Source organism: Actinomyces dentalis DSM 19115 (assembly GCF_000429225.1).
GTDB classification, from domain to species: Bacteria; Actinomycetota; Actinomycetes; order Actinomycetales; family Actinomycetaceae; genus Actinomyces; species Actinomyces dentalis.
The window spans coordinates 24,788-42,885 of sequence record NZ_AUBL01000011.1; the positions used below are offsets into that span (position 1 = coordinate 24,788).

At 74.5% G+C, this 18,098-nt stretch carries 14 protein-coding genes; 3 read left to right on the forward strand and 11 right to left on the reverse strand.

Annotated features, from left to right (window positions below):
• Window positions 1–282: 282 nt before the first annotated feature.
• The 8 genes from G446_RS15725 to G446_RS0103720 form a co-directional block, all read right to left on the reverse strand.
• Entirely contained in the window at window positions 283–2,049 is a 1,767-nt protein-coding gene (locus G446_RS15725) for a dipeptide ABC transporter ATP-binding protein (RefSeq protein WP_084778959.1), read from the reverse strand.
• A gap of 17 nt (window positions 2,050–2,066) precedes the next feature.
• The gene (locus G446_RS0103690; RefSeq protein ID WP_026409132.1) at window positions 2,067–3,026 is read right to left on the reverse strand and encodes an ABC transporter permease; all 960 of its coding nucleotides are present in this window, start codon (window positions 3,024–3,026) and stop codon (window positions 2,067–2,069) included.
• Window positions 3,019–3,948 (reverse strand): ABC transporter permease, encoded by a 930-nt coding sequence (locus G446_RS0103695; RefSeq protein WP_026409133.1) that lies wholly within the window; start codon window positions 3,946–3,948, stop codon window positions 3,019–3,021. The genes G446_RS0103690 and G446_RS0103695 overlap by 8 nt, the downstream gene beginning before the upstream one ends.
• Window positions 3,949–4,008: 60 nt before the next feature.
• On the reverse strand, window positions 4,009–5,646 hold the full coding sequence (locus tag G446_RS0103700; protein ID WP_026409134.1) for an ABC transporter substrate-binding protein: 1,638 nt from the start codon (window positions 5,644–5,646) through the stop codon (window positions 4,009–4,011).
• Between the two features lie 253 nt (window positions 5,647–5,899).
• Window positions 5,900–7,063, reverse strand: a complete 1,164-nt coding sequence (locus G446_RS0103705) for an LLM class flavin-dependent oxidoreductase (protein WP_026409135.1) — start codon at window positions 7,061–7,063, stop codon at window positions 5,900–5,902.
• An 82-nt stretch (window positions 7,064–7,145) separates the two neighbouring features.
• Window positions 7,146–8,186, reverse strand: coding sequence for a bile acid:sodium symporter family protein (locus G446_RS15730; RefSeq protein ID WP_051285620.1), 1,041 nt, complete (start codon window positions 8,184–8,186; stop codon window positions 7,146–7,148).
• A 340-nt stretch (window positions 8,187–8,526) separates the two neighbouring features.
• Complete coding sequence (locus tag G446_RS0103715) at window positions 8,527–9,165, reverse strand: BioY family transporter (protein ID WP_026409136.1); 639 nt, start codon at window positions 9,163–9,165, stop codon at window positions 8,527–8,529.
• A 190-nt stretch (window positions 9,166–9,355) separates the two neighbouring features.
• Entirely contained in the window at window positions 9,356–10,279 is a 924-nt protein-coding gene (locus tag G446_RS0103720; RefSeq protein WP_026409137.1) for an alpha/beta fold hydrolase, read from the reverse strand.
• Window positions 10,280–10,755: 476 nt separating this feature from the next.
• Between G446_RS0103720 and G446_RS0103730 the strand changes: the two genes are divergently transcribed.
• Window positions 10,756–11,991, forward strand: coding sequence for a hypothetical protein (locus tag G446_RS0103730; protein WP_051285621.1), 1,236 nt, complete (start codon window positions 10,756–10,758; stop codon window positions 11,989–11,991).
• Between the two features lie 399 nt (window positions 11,992–12,390).
• Window positions 12,391–12,924, forward strand: coding sequence for an NUDIX hydrolase (locus G446_RS0103740; protein WP_026409139.1), 534 nt, complete (start codon window positions 12,391–12,393; stop codon window positions 12,922–12,924).
• Window positions 12,925–13,464: 540 nt separating this feature from the next.
• Here G446_RS0103740 and G446_RS0103745 read toward each other — a convergent pair.
• A complete protein-coding gene (locus G446_RS0103745; protein ID WP_034468965.1) occupies window positions 13,465–14,397 on the reverse strand; it encodes a patatin-like phospholipase family protein in 933 nt (310 codons plus the stop codon).
• A gap of 124 nt (window positions 14,398–14,521) precedes the next feature.
• Between G446_RS0103745 and G446_RS0103750 the strand changes: the two genes are divergently transcribed.
• A complete protein-coding gene (locus G446_RS0103750) occupies window positions 14,522–15,640 on the forward strand; it encodes an oxidoreductase (RefSeq protein ID WP_026409141.1) in 1,119 nt (372 codons plus the stop codon).
• A 235-nt stretch (window positions 15,641–15,875) separates the two neighbouring features.
• On the opposite strand, the gene G446_RS0103755 is transcribed toward G446_RS0103750, so the two are convergent.
• On the reverse strand, window positions 15,876–16,292 hold the full coding sequence (locus G446_RS0103755) for a YchJ family protein (protein ID WP_026409142.1): 417 nt from the start codon (window positions 16,290–16,292) through the stop codon (window positions 15,876–15,878).
• A gap of 146 nt (window positions 16,293–16,438) precedes the next feature.
• Window positions 16,439–17,968, reverse strand: a complete 1,530-nt coding sequence (locus G446_RS0103760; protein WP_026409143.1) for a M18 family aminopeptidase — start codon at window positions 17,966–17,968, stop codon at window positions 16,439–16,441.
• Window positions 17,969–18,098: the final 130 nt, after the last annotated feature.

Here is an 18,098-nt window from a genome sequence, read left to right on the forward strand (position 1 = left end):
CCGGGCGGGGCCGGGGAGCCGCGGCGGGCCCCGTCCCGTCCAGTTACGGACATCTGCGCACCCACCCGGGCACCCGGAAGATGACACCGTGTGGCGCGGACTGGGCACACGATACCCGAATCCCGAAACGCGTCCGACACGTCGGGGGCGCCGACCGGGGTCCCGCCGCGCGGGCGCGGGCGGCCGTCCGGAGCGATCCGCCCGCGCTCCCGCCGCGGGAGCACGGGCCGCCGACCGCTCGGAACGGCCCGCGAGAGGCCCTCCCCATGCCGCCTCCGCCGGCTAGCGCTCCGGGCCCGCGCCCTCGCCGTACAGGGGGATGGAGGCCCCCGGCACGGCGTCGATGAGCTCGCGGGTGTAGTCCTCGCGCGGATGGGCGAAGAGCTCGTCGGCGGCCCCGGACTCCACCACCCGGCCGTGCTGCATGACGACGACGTCGTCGGCCACCTGGCGCACCACCGCCAGGTCGTGGGTGATGAACAGGTAGGTCAGCCCCAGGTCGGTCTGCAGTTCGGCCAGCAGGCGCAGGATCTGGGCCTGGACGAGGACGTCCAGGGCGGAGACGGCCTCGTCCAGGACGACGATCTCCGGCTTGAGGGCCAGGGCCCGGGCGATGGCGACGCGCTGGCGCTGCCCGCCGGAGAGCTCGTTGGGGTAGCGGCGCATGACCGAGCGCGGCAGGGCCACCATGTCGAGCAGCTCGGCGACCCTGGCCCCGCGCTCCTTGGCGGTGCCGATGCGGTGGACCCGCAGCGGCTCCTCGACGACCCGGTAGATGGAGTACATGGGGTCCAGGGAGCCGTAGGGGTTCTGGAAGACCGGCTGCATGATGCGGCGCAGCGCGAAGAGCTCCCTGGGGCCCAGGGTGGACAGGTCGACCCCGTTGTGGAAGACCTTGCCCTCGGTGGGGTCCAGGAGGTTGAGGATCATATTGGCCACCGTGGACTTGCCCGAGCCGGACTCGCCCACCAGCGCCGTCGTCGTCCCCCGCCGCACCCCGAAGGTGACGTCGTCGACCGCCTTGAGGGTCTTGGCCTCCCCCCTGGCGCCGCGCACGTCGAAGACCTTCGTCAGGTGCTCCACGCGCAGGATCTCGTCAGCGTCCTCGGCGATGGGGCGCACCCCCAGCTCGTCCTCGGTCACCTTGATCCCGGCCGCGTGGGCGCTCTCAATGCGGTGGGAGGCCAGGGAGGGCGCCGACTGGACCAGGCGCCGGGTGTAGGGGTGGCGCGGGTCCTGGAGCACCTCGATGCTCGGACCGGACTCGACCACGCGGCCGCGGTGCATGACGACGATGTGCTCGGCGCGCTCGGCGGCCAGGCCCAGGTCGTGGGTGATGAAGAGCATGGCCGTGCCCAGGGATCGGATCTGGCCCTGGAGGTGGTCGAGGATGCGGCGCTGGACGGTGACGTCCAGGGCGCTGGTGGGCTCGTCGGCGATGAGCAGGCGGGGCCGGGCGGCCAGGCCGATGGCGATGAGGGCGCGCTGGCGCATGCCGCCGGAGAACTCGTGCGGGTACTGGCGCGCCCGGCGGGCGGCGTCGGGCAGCCCGGCGTCCTCCAGCAGCAGGGCCACCTGCTCGTCGACCCCGATCTTCTCCGAGGGGGACAGGTCCTCGCCCTTCTCGGCGGCGGCGATCGCGGCGAGGCGGTCGTCGGCGACGCCGGCCAGGCCGTTGGCGCGCAGAGCCTCCTTGACCTGGAAGCCGATGGACCACACGGGGTTGAGGTTGGTCATGGGGTCCTGGGGGACCAGGCCGATGCTGCTGCCGCGCAGCTCCCGGTACCTCCTGGACGAGGCGCGGGTGATGTCCTCGCCGTCGAAGCGGATCGACCCGCCGGTCACGTGGCCGGTGCCGGGCAGCAGGCCGATGACGGCGGCGGCCAGGGACGACTTGCCGGAGCCGGACTCCCCCACGACGGCCACGGACTGGCCCGGGTAGAGGGTGAGATTTGCCCCGCGCACGGCGGGGACGAGGCCCGTTGAGGAGCGGAAGGCAACCTCGAGGTCGGTGATCTGCAGCAGCGGGGCCTGATCGGCCGGGGTCATCGGGTTGTCGTGGGAACTCACTTGCGCGCCTTCGGGTCGAGGGCGTCGCGCACGGCGTCGCCCATCATGATGAAGCCGAGGACGGTCAGGGCCAGCGCCCCGCCCGGGTACCACAGCACGGAGATGTTGTCGCGCAGGGCGGTCTTGGCGGCGGCGATGTCCGCCCCCCAGGACACGACGGTGGGCGGCAGACCGATGCCCAGGAAGGACAGGGTCGCCTCGGCGACGATGAAGCTGCCCAGCTGGACGGTGGCGGTGACGATGATGGGCGCCGCCGCGTTGGGCAGGACGTGGCGCATCAGGATGGCGAACCTGCCCGAGCCCAGGGAGCGGGCGGCGGTCACGAAGTCCTCGTTCTTGACGCTCATCACCGCCCCCCGGGTGATGCGGGCGATCTGGGGCCACCCGAAGACCGCCAGGACGAGGACGACGGTGAGGATCGAGGAGCGCCCCTTGAACATCTGCATGACGACGATCGCCGCCAGGACGAAGGGCACCGCGAAGAAGACGTCGGTGATGCGGGCGAGCAGGGTGTCCGCCCAGCCGCCGAAGAAGCCGGCCAGAGCCCCGACGACCACGCCCAGGACCAGGACGAGGAGGGTGGTGAGCACGCCCACCGTCACCGAGGCCCGCGCCCCGTAGACGGTGCGGGCGTAGATGTCGCAGCCCTGCTGGTTGAAGCCGAAGGGGTGGCCCGGGGCGGGGGCGCCGTAGGAGTGCTTGAGCTCGCAGAAGGTCGGGTCCGCGCTCACGAACAGGCCCGGGACGAGCGACAGGGCCACGACCGCGGCGATGAGGAGGGCGGAGACCCAGAAGATGGGGCGGCGGCGCAGCTGCTTCCACGCCTCCCCCCACATGGAGGCCGGGGCGCTCTCGTCGGCGACGGCGTCGACGGCGCCCAGCCCCTGCTCGTCGGTCTGGGCGACGTAGCGCTCCTGCCCGGGGCGCGCGACGGATGGGCTGGAATTGTCAGACATAGCGGATCCTCGGGTCGAGGGCGGCGTAGAGGAGGTCGACGAGGAGGTTGGAGAGGATGAAGACGATGATGAGGACGGTGGTGAAGGCCACGACCGTCGGCCCCTCGCCGGTGTTGATCGACTTGTAGAGGTTCCCGCCGACGCCGTTGATGTTGAAGATGCCCTCGGTGACGATGGCCCCGCCCATGAGCGAGCCGAGGTCGGCCCCCAGGAAGGTGACCACGGGCACCAGGGAGTTGCGCAGGACGTGGACGATCATGACCCGCGGGCCGGACAGGCCCTTGGCCCGGGCGGTGCGCACGTGGTCGGCGGAGAGGTTCTCGGCGACCTGCGTGCGCGTCAGCCGCAGCACGTAGGCGAAGGACACCCCGCCCAGCACGAGCGCCGGCATGAGCAGCTCCCTGAACCCGGGGGAGTTGCCCGCCGTCGTCGGCAGCCAGCCCAGCTTGACGCCGATGACGAATTGCAGGACGAAGCCGATGACGAAGGTGGGCACGGCGATGACCACCAGGGACAGCACCAGCGCCGTGGCGTCGAACCACCCGCCCTTGCGGATCCCGGCGATGAGCCCGACGGCGATGCCCGCCACGGCCTCGAAGAGCAGCGCCATGAGCGAGAGCTTGATGGTGACGGGGTACACGTCCGCCAGCTTCTCGATGATCGGGCGCGAGCCGCGCAGGGTGACGCCCAGATCGAGGGTGAACACGCCCTTGAGGAAGAGCAGGTACTGGACGAGGAAGGGCTTGTCCAGGTTGTACTCGGCGCGGATCTGGGCCTGCACGGCGGGGCTGAGGGAGCGGTCCCCGCCCATGGCGGCGACCGGGTCCCCCGGCAGGAGGAAGACCATGGCGTAGACGAGCAGGGTGGCTCCGAAGAAGACGGGGATCATCTGCAAGAGCCTGCGGCAGGCGTAGCGGAGCATGGGATTGTCCTCGGGTCGCGGCGCCGCGGGCCCGGTGCGGGCCCGCGGCGCCTGGGCGGGTCAGAAGGCCTTGATCTTCTCGGCCTGCTCCCACAGGCTCTTGGCCTGGGCCGCATCGAAGGCGAGGACCTCGTTGCCGGGCACCGTGGCGCTCCAGCCGGCGATGACCGGGCTGGTGAAGTCGGAGGCCGGGGTGCGGGTGTCGTAGTAGAGCGTTCCGCAGATCTCCTGGCGGTTGATGGCCCGCGACAGGGCGGCCCGGCGCAGGCGGCCCTCCTCGTCCATCTGGAAGTGCTCGGCCTTGACGTTGATGGCGAAGGCCTGGAAGACGGCGCCGGGCTGGTTGACCGCGCGCTCGCCCAGCTCGCTCTTGAAGGAGGACAGGGCGGAGTCCGGGATGGCGTCGATGACGTCGACGGCGTCGGACTGGAGGTCGGAGTAGGCGGCGTCGTAGTCCTGGTAGAAGGTGAAGGTGATGCCCTCGTTGGCCACGGTGCGCGAGCCCTGGTAGGAGGGGTTCTTGGCCAGCACCGCCTGGGAGTCGTGCTCCCAGGAGGACAGGGTGTAGGGGCCGTTGCCGATCGGCTTCTCGCCGAAGGCCTTCATGTCCGCGTAGGCGGACTCGGGCAGGGGGTAGAAGGCCGAGTACCCCAGGCGCAGGGCGAAGTCGGAGGCCGGCGCCTTGAGGGCGACGGTGAAGGTGTGGTCGTCGACCTTGACCAGGCCGGTCAGCTCGGAGTCCGCCTCGTAGGAGAAGCCCTCGATGATCTCGTAGAAGTAGCTGGACAGCTGCTTGTTGCTCAGCAGGGCGCCGTAGTTCCAGGCCTTGATGAAGGAGTCGGCGGTCACCGCGCTGCCGTCGGAGAAGGTCCAGCCGGGCTTGATCTTGATGGTGAAGTGCTGGTTGTCCGTGGTCTCGATGGACTCGGCGACCTCGTTGACCACCGAGCCGTCGGCCTTGTAGGCGACCAGTCCGGAGAAGACCAGGTCGACGATGCGCCCGCCGCCGACCTCGTTGGTGTTGGAGGGCACCAGCGGGTTCTGCGGCTCGGTGCCGTTGGCCAGGACGACGCCGCCGGGGGCGGTGGTCTTGATCTGGGAGTACACCGGCACGGAGTGCCAGTCGAAGACCACGTCGGAGACGTTCTTGGAGTAGCCGCCGAAGCCGTTCTGGTACCACAGGGGGATGGCCGGCAGGTCCTTGAACAGGACGGACTGGGCCTGGGTGTAGAAGCCCAGCGCCGCGGTATCGTCCGACGCCGCGGCCGCCTGGGCCAGGAAGCCGTCGAACTCCTGCGAGGAGTAGTCCGAGTCGTTGGAGCCGGCGCCGGTCTGGTAGACGGCGCCGAGGAAATTGTTCATCGAGGGGTAGTCCGCCTGCCAGCCGGTGCGGAAGGCGCCGACGAGGGTGCGGTCGGTGACCTGCTTGCGCAGCTCGGAGAACTGGGCGACGGGCAGGGGCTCCATGGTGATGCCCAGGGTGTTGGTCACCGAGTTGCAGACGGCCTCGACCCATGCCTTGTGGGGGCCGTCGGCGTTGTAGGCGAGGGTGAGCTTGCCGCCGGAGGCCTGCCCGGAGCCGGAGCCGGCCGAGGCGCCGCCCGAACTGGAGCCGGAGCCGCAGCCGGCGAGGAGGATGGCGGCGACGCCGGCGGCGCCCAGGCCGAAGGATCGGCGCGAGATCAGTGGATGGTTCACGGGGGCCTCCATGTGGGTCGAGATGGCGGTGCTGCGGGCACCGTGGCCGAGCGGGCGAGAGTTGAACTTGACCGTATTTTTATACACGACTATTCACCCCCTCCCGCACCCGCAGTGCGGCGCCTCCACGAGAACGAGAGGCCATTCATCAACAAAAGTGATAAAGGTCACTTCGTCGTGGTCGTGCGGCGGCCCGCCCCCGGGCCCCGCCGCCATGGCGCGCCGGGGCGCCGCGCGGCCGCTCACCGGACGCTCACCAGGCCCGCGCCAGCAGCTCGTAGGAGCGGCGCCGCGCCGCGGCGTCGTGCGCGTAGGTGACCACCAGCAGCTCCTCGGCCCCCCAGCGCTCCGCCAGCTCGTGCAGCCGCGCCGCGACGTCGTCGGCCTCGCCGACGAAGGACAGGGCCATCGCCTGCTCGACGGCGCTCTCGCGCCCCGGCGCGAAGGCCCGCCAGGCGCCGTGCTCCGCCGCCGGCGGATCCAGCGGCCCGGGGCGGCCCCCGACGACGCGGGCCGAGGCCGCCATCGCCGTGGTGAACAGCTCCTCCGCCTGGGCGCGGGTGGGGGCGACCATGACATTGACCCCGGCCGCCACCCGCGCCACGCCGTCGGGCGAGCTGGGGGCGGAGGCGTCGAAGACGGAGCGGTAGGTGACCACCGCCGCCTCCGCCTGGGCCGGGGCGAAGTGCGAGGCGACCGCGAAGGGCAGGCCCAGCGCCCCGGCCACGCGCGCGCCGTTGACCGACGAGCCCAGGATCCAGGCCTGCGGGCCCGTCCCCTCCCCCGGCACGGCGCGCACCCGCCGGAAGGGGCCGGTCGTCGCCGGCGCCTCCTCCACCAGCCGGGATGCGGCCGCCGCCAGGCGCGGGGCGTGCGCGTCGCCGGCGGCCAGGGAGGTGGGAACGGCGGCGTCGGCCCCGGCGGGCATGAGGGAGCCGGGCACTCCGGCGGTGGCGTCGCGCGGGATCCCGCCCAGGTAGGCCAGGGTCTCCAGGACCTCCTCGGCGAAGTGGCGCGGATCGGCCCGGCTTCGCCGCAGGGCCGAGGCGGTCAGCGGGTCGGTCCCCGGCGCCCGACCCAGGCCCATCCCCACGCGCCCGGGGTGGAGCGTCGCCAGGGTCCCGATCTGCTCGGCGATCACCAGCGGGGCGTGGTTGGGCAGCATGATCCCCCCGCTGGCCACCCCTATTCGCCCGGTCGCCGCCAGGACCTGCCCCATGAGGACGGTCGTGGCCGCGGCCAGGTACGTCGTCGAGCCGTGGTGCTCTGCGATCCAGTAGCGGCGGTACCCGGCGGCATCGGCGGCCCGGGCCAGGGCGATCATCTCCCGCAGGGCGTCGCGGCGGCTGCGGCCCGCCGAGACCGGCACGAGATCGAGGACGGACAGCGCCGGTTCGGTCTGGGCGACATTGCTCATGGCGGCCACCCTACGGGCCCGGGCCCCGCCGCGGCGGGCGCCCGCGCCGGGCGCGACTCAGCGCGCCGTCGCACCGCGGACGTCAGCGCCCCGTCGCGCCGCCCGGCGTCAGCGCCCCGTCGCGGCGCCGGTAGACGGCGGCCAGGACCGCGCCGGACAGGTTGTGCCAGATGGAGAAGACGGCGCCGGGCAGGGCCGCCTCCGGCAGGGCGGCGAAGTGCTTGAAGGCCAGGGTGGCCGCCAGCCCCGAATTCTGCATGCCCACCTCGATGGAGATCGTGCGCGCCGCCCTCTCGTCGCGGCCGACCGCCCGGCCGACGAGGTAGCCGAGCAGGTACCCCAGGCAGTTGTGCGCGGCGACGACGAGCAGGACGAGTGGCCCGGCGGACAGGATCCTGTCCGCCGAACCGGACACGACCGCCAGGACGACGTAGCAGATGCCCGCCACCGACACCCAGGGCATGGCCGGCAGGACCCGCTCGACCGCGCGCGGCAGCAGCGCGCGCACCACGAGGCCGCCGACCACGGGGACCAGGACCATCTCGACGATCGACAGGGCCATGGACGCGGCGTCGACCGGCAGGTACCGGCCGGCCAGCCACCCGGTGAGCAGGGGCGTCATGACCGGGGCCAGGAGGGTCGATATGGAGGTCATCGTCACCGACAGGGCGACGTCCCCCCGGGCCAGGTAGGAGATGACGTTGGAGGAGGTCCCGCCGGGGGCGCAGCCGACGAGGATGACGCCCGTGGCCAGCGCCGCGTCGAGGCCGAGGCCCCTGGCCAGGAGCCAGGCGAGCAGCGGCATGATGACGAACTGGGCGACGACGCCGGCCAGGACGGGCAGGGGGCGGCGCACGACGAGGACGAAGTCCGGCGGGGTGAGGGTCAGGCCCATCCCGAACATGATGACGCCCAGGGCCCAGCTGGTGCCCGCGCCCAGCGGGGCGAAGACCCCGGGCAGGGCCACGGCCAGGAGGAAGGCCGCCAGGATGAGGGCCGGGAAGACCGTGACGGCCGTGCGGGCCGAGCGGTCCTCCCCGGCCGACTCCGAGGGGGCCTCGGGGCCGGCCGGGGAGGCCGACCCGGGAGTCGGGTCGGGGGGATTGGGAACTGAGGGAGTCATGACTCAGTCATATCCCGCTCCCCCGCCGCGCCGACGGACGTTCTCACAGTCCGATCGGGTACCGGCGCGGTTCGCCGAGTCCGACGTCGGCGTCGGCGTCGGAGGTTCTATCCGCGGCGGGGGCGCGCCGCGCCGTCCGGGGGCTGCCGCCGCTCGGTTCCACTGGTCCGCGGCGGGGGTGCGGGACGGGAAATGGCGCTCCGGGAGGATCGTTCTTGGCCGCCGCCAACCGCGGCGCCGCTAGAACCGCGGAGTCATGCGGAATCCGCTCGGTGGTTCCGATGCGTCGGTGCGAACGATCCTCCCAGAGCGCCAGAACGGGACCGCCGGCCCGCCCAGCTCAGCCGCGAGCGCGGCGAGCGGGCAGCAGGGCCGCGACGGCCGACTTCAGCAGGTCGCCGACGACGAAGGGCGCCAGACCCATCGTCAGCGTCGCGCCCCAGGCGGCCCCGGTGGCGGCCTTGAGCCAGATCAGCCCCGGCACGTACACGACGGCGGAGGCCAGGACCATCAGGCCCGCCCGGCGCAGCACGGCGGCAGCGGCGCCGCCGCGCCGGGCGCCGGAGGCGGGGGCCGGCCGCGGGGCGGTGGCCGCGCCGGCGACGACGGCGGCCAGGCCGTAGCCCAGCACGTAGCCGAAGGATGCGGTCATGCCGCTGTGCCACCCGGCCAGGACGGGCGCGCCCAGCGCCGCCGCCGCGGCGTAGAGCGCCACCGAGGCCAGGGCGCGGCGGGCGCCGAGCAGGCCGCCCGCGCCCAGGACGGCGAGGGTGCCCAGCGTGACGGGGACCGGCGTGAAGGGCAGGGGCAGCCTGATCTGCCCGATGAGGGCGATCGCGACGGCGCCGGCGAGCACGAGGGCGGACTCCCGGGCGACGGTCGCGCCCAGCGTGCGGCGGGCCGCGCCGTCGGCCGCGACGGTGGCGCCGGTGGCGTCGTCGGCAGTGCCGGCGGGAAGAACCGAAGGAACCTGCTTCATTGTCATGCCACAACCGTAGAGGATGAAGCGGGGCGCGTCACCGCATGATTCCGCCCGTGACCATAAGAGCGTCTTGTACTTTACCTCCAAAGGCGGTGAGTCCGCGGTGCGGGTCCGGCGAGCACGGCGGGAGCCCGGCATCCGGCCAGCGCAACGGGCTCGGCGGGCGCCCGCTGGACACGGCGGGCGCTCACACGTGCGCCCCCACCCAGACGAGCAGATCGGCCGTCACCTGCTCCCGGTTGGTCTCATTGAGCAGCTCGTGGCGCGCCCCCGGATACAGGCGCAGGGACACCTCCCGCACCCCGGCGCGGCGATAGGCCGTGGCAACCTCGCGCACGCCGGCCCCATCGCGCCCCACCGGGTCGGCGCTGCCCGAGACCACCAGGATCGGCAGACCGGCGGGGGTGGCCGCGAAGGTCTCCGGCCGCCCGACCTCGACGCCGCCACGGGCCAGGTCCCGGTAGAAGGCGGCGGTGCAGGTGAAGCCGCACAGCGGGTCGGCGATGTAGGCGTCGACCTCCGCGCGCTCGCGGCTGAGCCAGTCGAAGTCCGTGCGGGCGGGGGCGAAGGCCCGGTTGTAATTGGCGAAGGCCCGGCGCTCCAGGAGGACGGAGGGGTGGCGGGGGCCGCGCAGGCGCACCTCGGCGCGGGCCAGGCCGATACCGGCGCGACCGAGCAGGCCCGGGTCGCCGATGGTGCCCATGATGATGAGACCGGCGAGGCCCTCCCCGTGGCGGGCCGCGTAGCCGCGCGCCAGGATCGAGCCCCAGGAGTGGCCCATGAGGACCAGCGGGGCGCCGGGCCAGGCGGCCTCGACGTCGGCCCGCACGGTTCCCAGGTCGTCCAGGACGAGGCTCCAGCCGTCGGCGTCGTCGGTGTGACCGCGCTCGTCGGGCGCGGCGATCGTGGCGCCGTGCCCGCGGTGGTCGTCGGCGACGACGGCGAAGCCTGCCACCGCGGCGGCGGTGGCGAAGCGCTCGTAGCGCCCCGAGTGCTCGGCCATGCCGTGCACCACCTGGATGACGGCGCGGGGCGGGCCGTCGGGCAGCCAGCGGCGCAGCGCCAGGGCCCTGCCGTCGACGGCGGTGAGTGTGGCGAGCTCGGATCTCACGGCGTTCCTCGTTCCTCAGCGGGCGGGACCGTCCCGGCCAGACGTCGTCATAGACGTCCAGACGCCCTCGTTCCTCAGCGGGCGGGACGGGTCCCAGCCTACTGGCGCCGGGCCGCCCCCTCGTCGCCCCCCTCGCCGAAACCGGCGGAGAAGTCACGCGAGACCGGCGGAAAGCGCGCATCGGGGCCTCCCCGCCGGAAAGCGCGCATCGGGACCTCCCCGCCGAGGACGTCGAGCACCCGGCCGGGTCGGGCCCCGGCGCGCTCCGTCCCCCGCGAACGCGTAGGTTTTCCATGGTCGCCCATCCGGTCCAGGCGACTCCCACTCCGTCCCCGCGAACGCGCAGGTTTCCAGTCGAACGCGCGGGCGGGAGGTGCGCGTTCGACTGGAAACCTGCGCGCTCGCGAAGTCGGGGCGGGGGCGGCCGGGGAAACGGGGCGGACGCGGGACTGGGAGGAGCGGAGTTGGGAGGAGCAGTGCTGGGAGGAACGACGGCGGAGGCCCTCACGGGCAACGGCAAGCAGGCCCTGGGCCTCGTCGCCCGCGCGCTGCGCAGCCGGGGCGTGCGCACCGTCCTCGTCCCGCGCTACCGCTGCGAGGCCGTGGTCCTGCCCTTCGAGCTGGAGGGAATGGGGACGCGCGCGGTCGACGTCGGCCCCGACCTGCTCCTGGAGCCGCGGGCCCTGGCCGCGGCGCTCGCCGACGAGCCCGGAGCCGCCGTCCTGCACTGCGAGACCTACGGCAACCGGGCGCGCGGCGACCTGGCGGACCTGCTGGTCCGGGCGCGGCGCACGGGTCGGGTCGTCGTCGTGGACGCCACGCACTCGCTGCTCGATCGGCCTCGGCTCCTGGACGGCGCGGCCGACGCCGTCGTCGCGAGCCTGCGCAAGCTGCTGCCCGTGCCCGACGGCGCCGTCATCGCGTGGGACCCCGCCGGGCCGCTCGACACGCCGCTGTCCGCGGGCGTGCGCGAGATGGAGCGCCGGGAGGCCGATGCGCGGGTCGAGTCGCTCGGGCTGGCGCTGCTCGACGCCGAGCGCGCCTTCGCCCGGGCTCCGCGGGCCGCGCCCGCCGAGCAGGCCGCGCGCGAACGGATGCGGCGGCGCGTGTGTGAGATCGCCGCGCGGCACGAAGCCGCGATCGAGCAGGCGCTGACGCCGGTTCCCGCGAGCGCCTCGACAGTTCGGCGGCTGACGGGAGGGGCCGGGCGATCGGCCGGGCGCGCCGCGCACGCACGCGCGCTGCACGAGGCCGTCGCGGCCATGACGGCCGGGCACCCGGCGGGGGCGCGCGTGGTCAATCCGGGCTCGGTCGGCTGCGTCGCCCTCCAGGGACCCCGACTGCTCGTCGAGGAGCTGGCCGGGGCGCTGGCGCGGGCGGGGCTGTGGGGGCCGGTGTCCTGGGACAATCCGGACGATCCGGGGTCGCCAGACGGGCCGTGCGGACCGGAAGCATCGGGCGGGCCGGAGAATCCAGGAACGGCGGACGGGCAGACCGCGTTGAACGGGCCGGACGATCCGCGAACGGCGGGAGCGCCGGGCGGGTTGGCCGTGCCCGGTGTGCCGGGCGCGGCGCCGGGAAAGGCTGCCGGCGCGGAAGAGGCGGCCGGTGCGAGACCGTGGCCCGCCGTCGTCACACTGCCCACCAACGCGCCCGAGCGCGCCGACGAGCTGCTCGACGCCGTCGCCCGCTCGCTGCGGGTGCGACCCTGACCGGAGACCCGGCTGCGCGCGGCCCGGGCCGCCTGCCGCAGGGACCGCGGGCCCGGCGAGCCGCTCCGGTGAGGACGGTCGGCGCCGCAGTCGGACCCGACCGCGCGAACGCGGGGTCCTGAGGATTCTCCACCCCGGAGCGTCAGGAGACGGTGACGCTGCCGGAGGCGGCTCCCGTGGCGGCGCCGCCGTTGGCTGTGGTCACCGTGATCGAGGATGTGGACATGGTCATGACGGCGCGTCCCTCTTCTCGTGCGGACTGGCGTCCGGGCGGGCGCCGGTCGGCGGGGCCGGGCCGGGCTCCGCGGGCGCCCTCAGGCTGTCCAACGGCTCTGTCGAGCGGGCAGGCGCCGTCCATGACTGCGCTGTGAGAGCGCGGCGCCCGACTACCGTGGCGGTATGGCCGTTCACGTCTTCTCCCTCGTCCCCGCCGCCTACGTCATCCTCCTGCGCGAGAGCGGGCGCGGGCCCGAGGTCCTCCTCCAGCTGCGGCGGGGCACCGGCTACATGGACGGCCACTGGGCCTGCGGGGCGGCGGGGCACGTCGAGGCGGGCGAGTCCGTGCTCGACGCGGCGGTGCGCGAGGCCCGCGAGGAGATCGGCGTCGTCGTCGACCCGCGGGCGCTGGAGCCGCTGACGGCGATGCACCGCAGCAACGACGTCGGCGGGGCGGCGCTGGAGCAGCGGGTCGACTTCTTCTTCGCGCTGCGCCGGTGGGAGGGCGAGCCGGTCGTGCGCGAGCCCGCCCGGACGGGGGGTCTGGCGTGGTGCCCGCTCGCGGGACTGCCCGAGCCGGTGCCGCCGCACGAGCGGGCGGTGCTGGAGCTGCTGCGGGAGTCGTCGGCCGGGGGCCGGGCGGTGCCCGCGATCACGACCTTCGGCTTCGCGCCGGGCGAGGACATCGACCTCTACCGCCGCACCCGCGAGCACTGAGCCCTCCTTGGGGCCCCGGCGGCGACCCCGCCGGCATCAGCCGCCCCTGCCGGGCACTGAGCCCTCCCCCGTACCACCGGGAGCGGGCCCGGGGCCCGCCTCGGCGGCCTCTGCCCCGCTTTCCCCGGGGGCCGGGGGCGGAAAGTGGCGCTCTGGGAGGATCGTTCGGACGGCCGCCCCGGATGCGCTCGGCGGTTCCCGCATGATTCCGCGGTTCTTGCGACGGCACTGTCGGGTGGGTGCCGGAACGATCCTCCCAGAGCGCCATTTCCCGCCCCCATCGTCTCCCAGACGAACGGGGTGCGAACCCGCTGAGACGCATGGGACTCTTGGGACTGGCTCGGACGGGGGCCTGTCCAAATCTGTTGCAAAGGCGCTCCGGGCCGGGATCGACCGCGAAGAAAAGCGCGGAATACCAACGATTCTCTTCGCGCCTCCCGGCGCGATCGGGGCCTTTGCAACAGATTTGGACAACGGCCGGGCGAACGGGACCCGGAATGGCCAGCGGCTAGCGGGGCGCGGACCCGCCGAGGCGCGGGGTCAGACGCCGAGGAACTCCATAATGGCGGGCAGCTCCCGACGGGCCTGCACCAGTCCCGCCTCATAGGCGCCCACGACGCGGTCGTAGCGCAGCTCGCCGTTGGCGATCGGCATGCGGTCGGGCCGGAAGAGGTACACGCGCCCCTCCCGCTGCCCCTGCTCCAGGTCCTCCAGGGTGCGGTTGTAGTTGGCGGGCCGGCTGATGATCGCCTCGGCCACCGCGGGCCGGCGCCGGAACAGGCGGCGGTAGACGCCCGGGCGCTTCTCGGCGGGCTTGCGGTAGCCGACGGGGCGCGTCATGACGACCAGCATCTTCTCGTAGCCGTCGGCCGCCGCCGCGTCGGTGGCGAAACCGCCCGTGGATCCCAGCGCGCCGTCGAGGTAGGGCGCGCCGTCGATATACACGATGGGCATGAGCACCGGCATGGAGGAGGAGGCCTGGCAGCGCGGCAGCAGGTCCTCCAGCTCGTCCATGTCCCCCAGGCCCCAGTAGACCTCCTCGCCCGTGTCGCAGCGGAAGGAGCCGATCCGCACCGTGGCGGGCGCGGCCTTGAAGGTGGGCCAGTCGAAGGGGAAGAGCTCGCCGGGGGCGGAGGTGTGGCGGTAGATGTGGTCGGAGTTGAAGTAGCCCCGGCGCCGGATGAAGCTGCCCCAGCCGCCGGCCTGGGGATCCGTGGTCAGCCCGACGAAGGCCTCCCGCGTGCGCCACAGGTCGCGCGAGACCATGTTGACGGTGTTGGTGCAGCCCGCCGAGATCCCCCCGACCCACGGGAAGAACAGGCCCGCCTCGAGGAGCACCTGGACGAGGGCGGCGGTGTAGGTGCCGCGCATGCCGCCGCCCTCGAAGACGAGAGCGACGTCGTCGACCCGGGTCGTGATCGGCGCCGGGGCGTGCTCGGGGAGGCCGTAGGGAACCGGTCGGGTGCTGCTCATCGCGGCCAGCCTATCGGCGGGGGTCGGCGCGGGCGGGGCGGTCTCGAACAGTGGCCGACACCGGCGCCCCCGCGCAGGGGCGGGGCGTGGACGGCGGGAGGAGCGGGCACGTAACGTGCGTCTCATGACCACGCCGACCATCCTGACTCCCCTGCCCATGCGCGGGCGCACCGCCCGCAACCGCCTGTGGCTGCCGCCCATGTGCATGTACTCCGTCGAAGCCCACGACGGCGTCGCCACCGACTGGCACGTCCTGCACTACGCCACCCGCGCCGCCGGCGGCTTCGGCACCGTGATCGTGGAGGCCACCGCGGTGACGCCCAACGGCCGCCTGTCCCCCGCCGACCTGGGCCTGTGGGACGACGCCCAGGTCCCCGGCCACCGCCGCATCGTCGAGGCGATTCACGCCGCCGGCTCCCTGGCCGGCGTCCAGCTCGGCCACGGCGGCCGCAAGGCGGGCACTCCCCCGTGGCGCCCCGACGACGCCGCCGGGGCCCGCACCACCACCATCGAGGGCTGGGACCTGGTGGCGCCCAGCGCCATCGCCTACCCCGGCCACGCCGCGCCGCGGGCGCTCACCGGGGAGGAGATCGCCGCGACGACGGCCGCCTTCGCCGACGCCGCGCGTCGCGCCGCGGCGGCGGGCTACGACGTCGTCGAGCTCCACGGGGCCCACGGCTACCTCATCCACGAGTTCCTCTCGCCCCTGTCCAACACCCGCGACGACGAGTTCGGCGACTCGCCGGCCGGCCGGCGCCGCTTCGTCCTCCAGACCGTCCGGGCGGTGCGCGAGGCCGTTGACGACTCCACGGTCCTGGACATCCGCCTGTCGGCCACCGACTGGACCGAGGGCGGCCTGACCGGCGGGGACACCGCCGAGCTCGCGCCCCTGCTCGTGGCCGCGGGCGTCGACGTCCTGCACATCTCGACCGGCGGGAACGCGCCCGCGCGCGTGCCCGTGGGGCCCGGCTACCAGGTGCCCTTCGCCGCGCAGGTCAGGGCGGCCGTGGCCGGGACGGCGACGCCGGGGGGCGGCGAGCCGGTGGTCGTGACGGTGGGGGTCATCACGGAGGCCGCCCAGGCCGAGCAGATCGTGGCCACCGGGCAGGCCGACGCCGTCGCCGTGGGCCGCCCGGCCCTGCGCGAGCCGTACCTGCCGGTGCGCTGGGCCCACGACCTGGGCGTCAACGACTGGCGGGCCGCCGGGCTGCCGATCCAGTACTGGCGCGGCGCCTGGCGCTGACGCCCGTTTTGACGCGGCCCCGCGCCGCCGCCGGAATGACGGCCGGAAAAGGTGGCTCCCGCGTATCTTTGGCGCCCCGTCGGCGACAGTCCACTGGGACAAGGGGCGAGATGACGCCGTTCTACCGCGTCCGCGGCGCCGTTGGGCGTCCGAAAGATACGCGGGAGCCACCTTTTCCCCGTCCCGGTCGGCCCCGCGAGCCCCGCTCGAGCGCCCTGCGACAGGGGGCGCGGGTTCACAGCGCGTCGAGGTAGAGCCAGCGGCCGGCGCGCCTGACGAAGCGGCTGCGCTCCTCCAGCTCGTCCTCGATGACGCGCCCGCGGCCGTCCCCGGTCAGGAAGCGCGCCGTGAAGGCCACGACCGCCTCCTCGCCGTCCGCCGCCCCCGCTCCCCCGCCGACCGTCTCGCGGACGGTCAGGCTCAGCCACCGCGTCCCGGCGTGGCAGTAGGGGCCGGGCGGGCGCGTGCGCGGGTGCCAGGAGCGGAAGAGGTGGTCCTCGTCGCCGACGACGAAGGCACTGAAGCGCGAGCGCATGAGCGCCTCCGCGGTGGGCGCCGGCTCGCCGTCGAGCACGGGCGAGCAGCAGTGGGCGAAGGCGGCGCCCGAGCCGCAGGGGCAGGGGTCGGCGCCGCGCACGCCCCCGCTGCGCACGCCGCCGGCACTCCCGTCGCCGACACCCCCGCCGTTCCCGCCGCTCCTGCGGGCCGCGGCCCCCGCCGGGCCGCGGGCATCGCGCACGCCGCCGGTGCTCCCGCCGGCGGCGGCGCCTCTGCCGATGGCGCCCGCGCGCGCCCGGCTCACCGGCCGCCCCAGTAGGCCAGCAGCGCCTGCGCCAACCAGGGTCCGTCCTGGACCCCGCACATCTCCCGCTGGGAGTGCATGGACAGCAGCGGCTGGCCGACGTCGACCGTGGTGATCCCCAGGCGCGTGGCGGTGATCGGCCCGATCGTGGAGCCGCAGGGCACGGCGTTGTTGGACACGAACTCCTGGTGGGGCACGCCCGCGGCGGCGCAGGCGCGCTCCCACACCGCCGCGCCGACGGCGTCGGTGGCGTAGCGCTGGCTCGCGTTGATCTTGAGCAGGGGGCCGTGGTTGAGGCGGGGCCGGACGACCGGGTCGTGCAGGTGGGGGTACTGGGGGTGGACGGCGTGGCCGGCGTCGGCGCTCACGCACAGCGAGCGGGCCAGGAGGGCCTGGCGGGCGTCGCCCTCGAAGCCCATGACGCGGGCGAGCCTGCCCAGGACGGATTGGAGGAGGGGCCCGGCCGCCCCGGAGCGGGTCGCCGAGCCGACCTCCTCGTGGTCGTTGGCGACGAGGACGACGGCGTCGACGGCGGCCTGAGCATCCCACTGCGCCCCGTCCGGGCCGCCGCCCCCGCCGGCCAGGGCCTGGAGGGCGACGAGCCCGGCGTGGACCGAGGTGAGGTTGTCCAGGCGGGAGGAGGCCAGGAACTCCCCGTGCCGCCCGAAGCGGGCGGGGGTCTCGGTGGGGAAGGTGAGGACGTCGTGGGAGGCGAGGTCGGCCGGGCTGATTCCGGCGAGCTCGCACAGGTGTGCCTCGACGGCGCCGGGCTCGCCGCGGGAGGCGGGGTCGTCGAAGCGCGCCGGGCCGGTCGGGTCTTCCGCACCGGTCGGGCCGGCCGAGCCGCCCGCACCGCCCGGGCCACTCGCACCGCCCGCACCGCCCGGGGCCCCGCCGCCGGCGACGGCATCGTCGAGCAGGCTCCACAGGGGCAGCAGGTGGGCCTGGCGGTCGAGGCGGAGGGAGTCGTTGACGCCGCGGTCCAGGTGCGGGGCGACCTGGGCGACGCGGGCGACGGGCCCGGTGCGCACGAGGTGGACGGCGCCGTCGCGGGTGACGAGCCGGCCGGCGAGCCCGAGCTCGCGGTCGAGGAAGGAGTTGAGCAGGGGGCCGCCGTAGACCTCGGCGTTGATGAGCTGGTATCCGCAGCCGCTCAGGGCGGCGGAGGGCTTGAGCTTGAGGGCCGGGGAGTCGGTGTGGGCGCCCACGATGCGCACGCCCGTGCGGCCGGTGGGGCGCTCGGGCAGCATCCAGGCGATGAGGGCCCCGTCGCGCACGACGCAGCCGCGCCCCGGCAGGTCCCGCCCCCAGGCGGCGGTCTCCTCGACTCTGCGGAAGCCGACGGCCTCCAGGCGCCGGGCCGCCTCGGCGGCGGCGTGGTAGCTGGAGGGGGAGGCGGTGACGAAGTCGATGAGGCCGGCGGTGTAGGCGTCGACGTCGGTGAGGGCGGGCGGGGGCGCCGGCGTCGAGGCGCCGGGGGCGCCGGAGGCGGGCGGAACGGGCGGGGTCGTCGGAGTGGTCGGCATGCGCCCCAGTGTGGCACCGCCGCGGGCCCGGGCCGGGAGCGGGCCGGTCCGGCAGCTCCGCAGCGCCGACAGTCGTACCCCGCCCGGCCCGGCCGCGCCGACCCTCCCGCCCATTCCACTGGCGGGGACG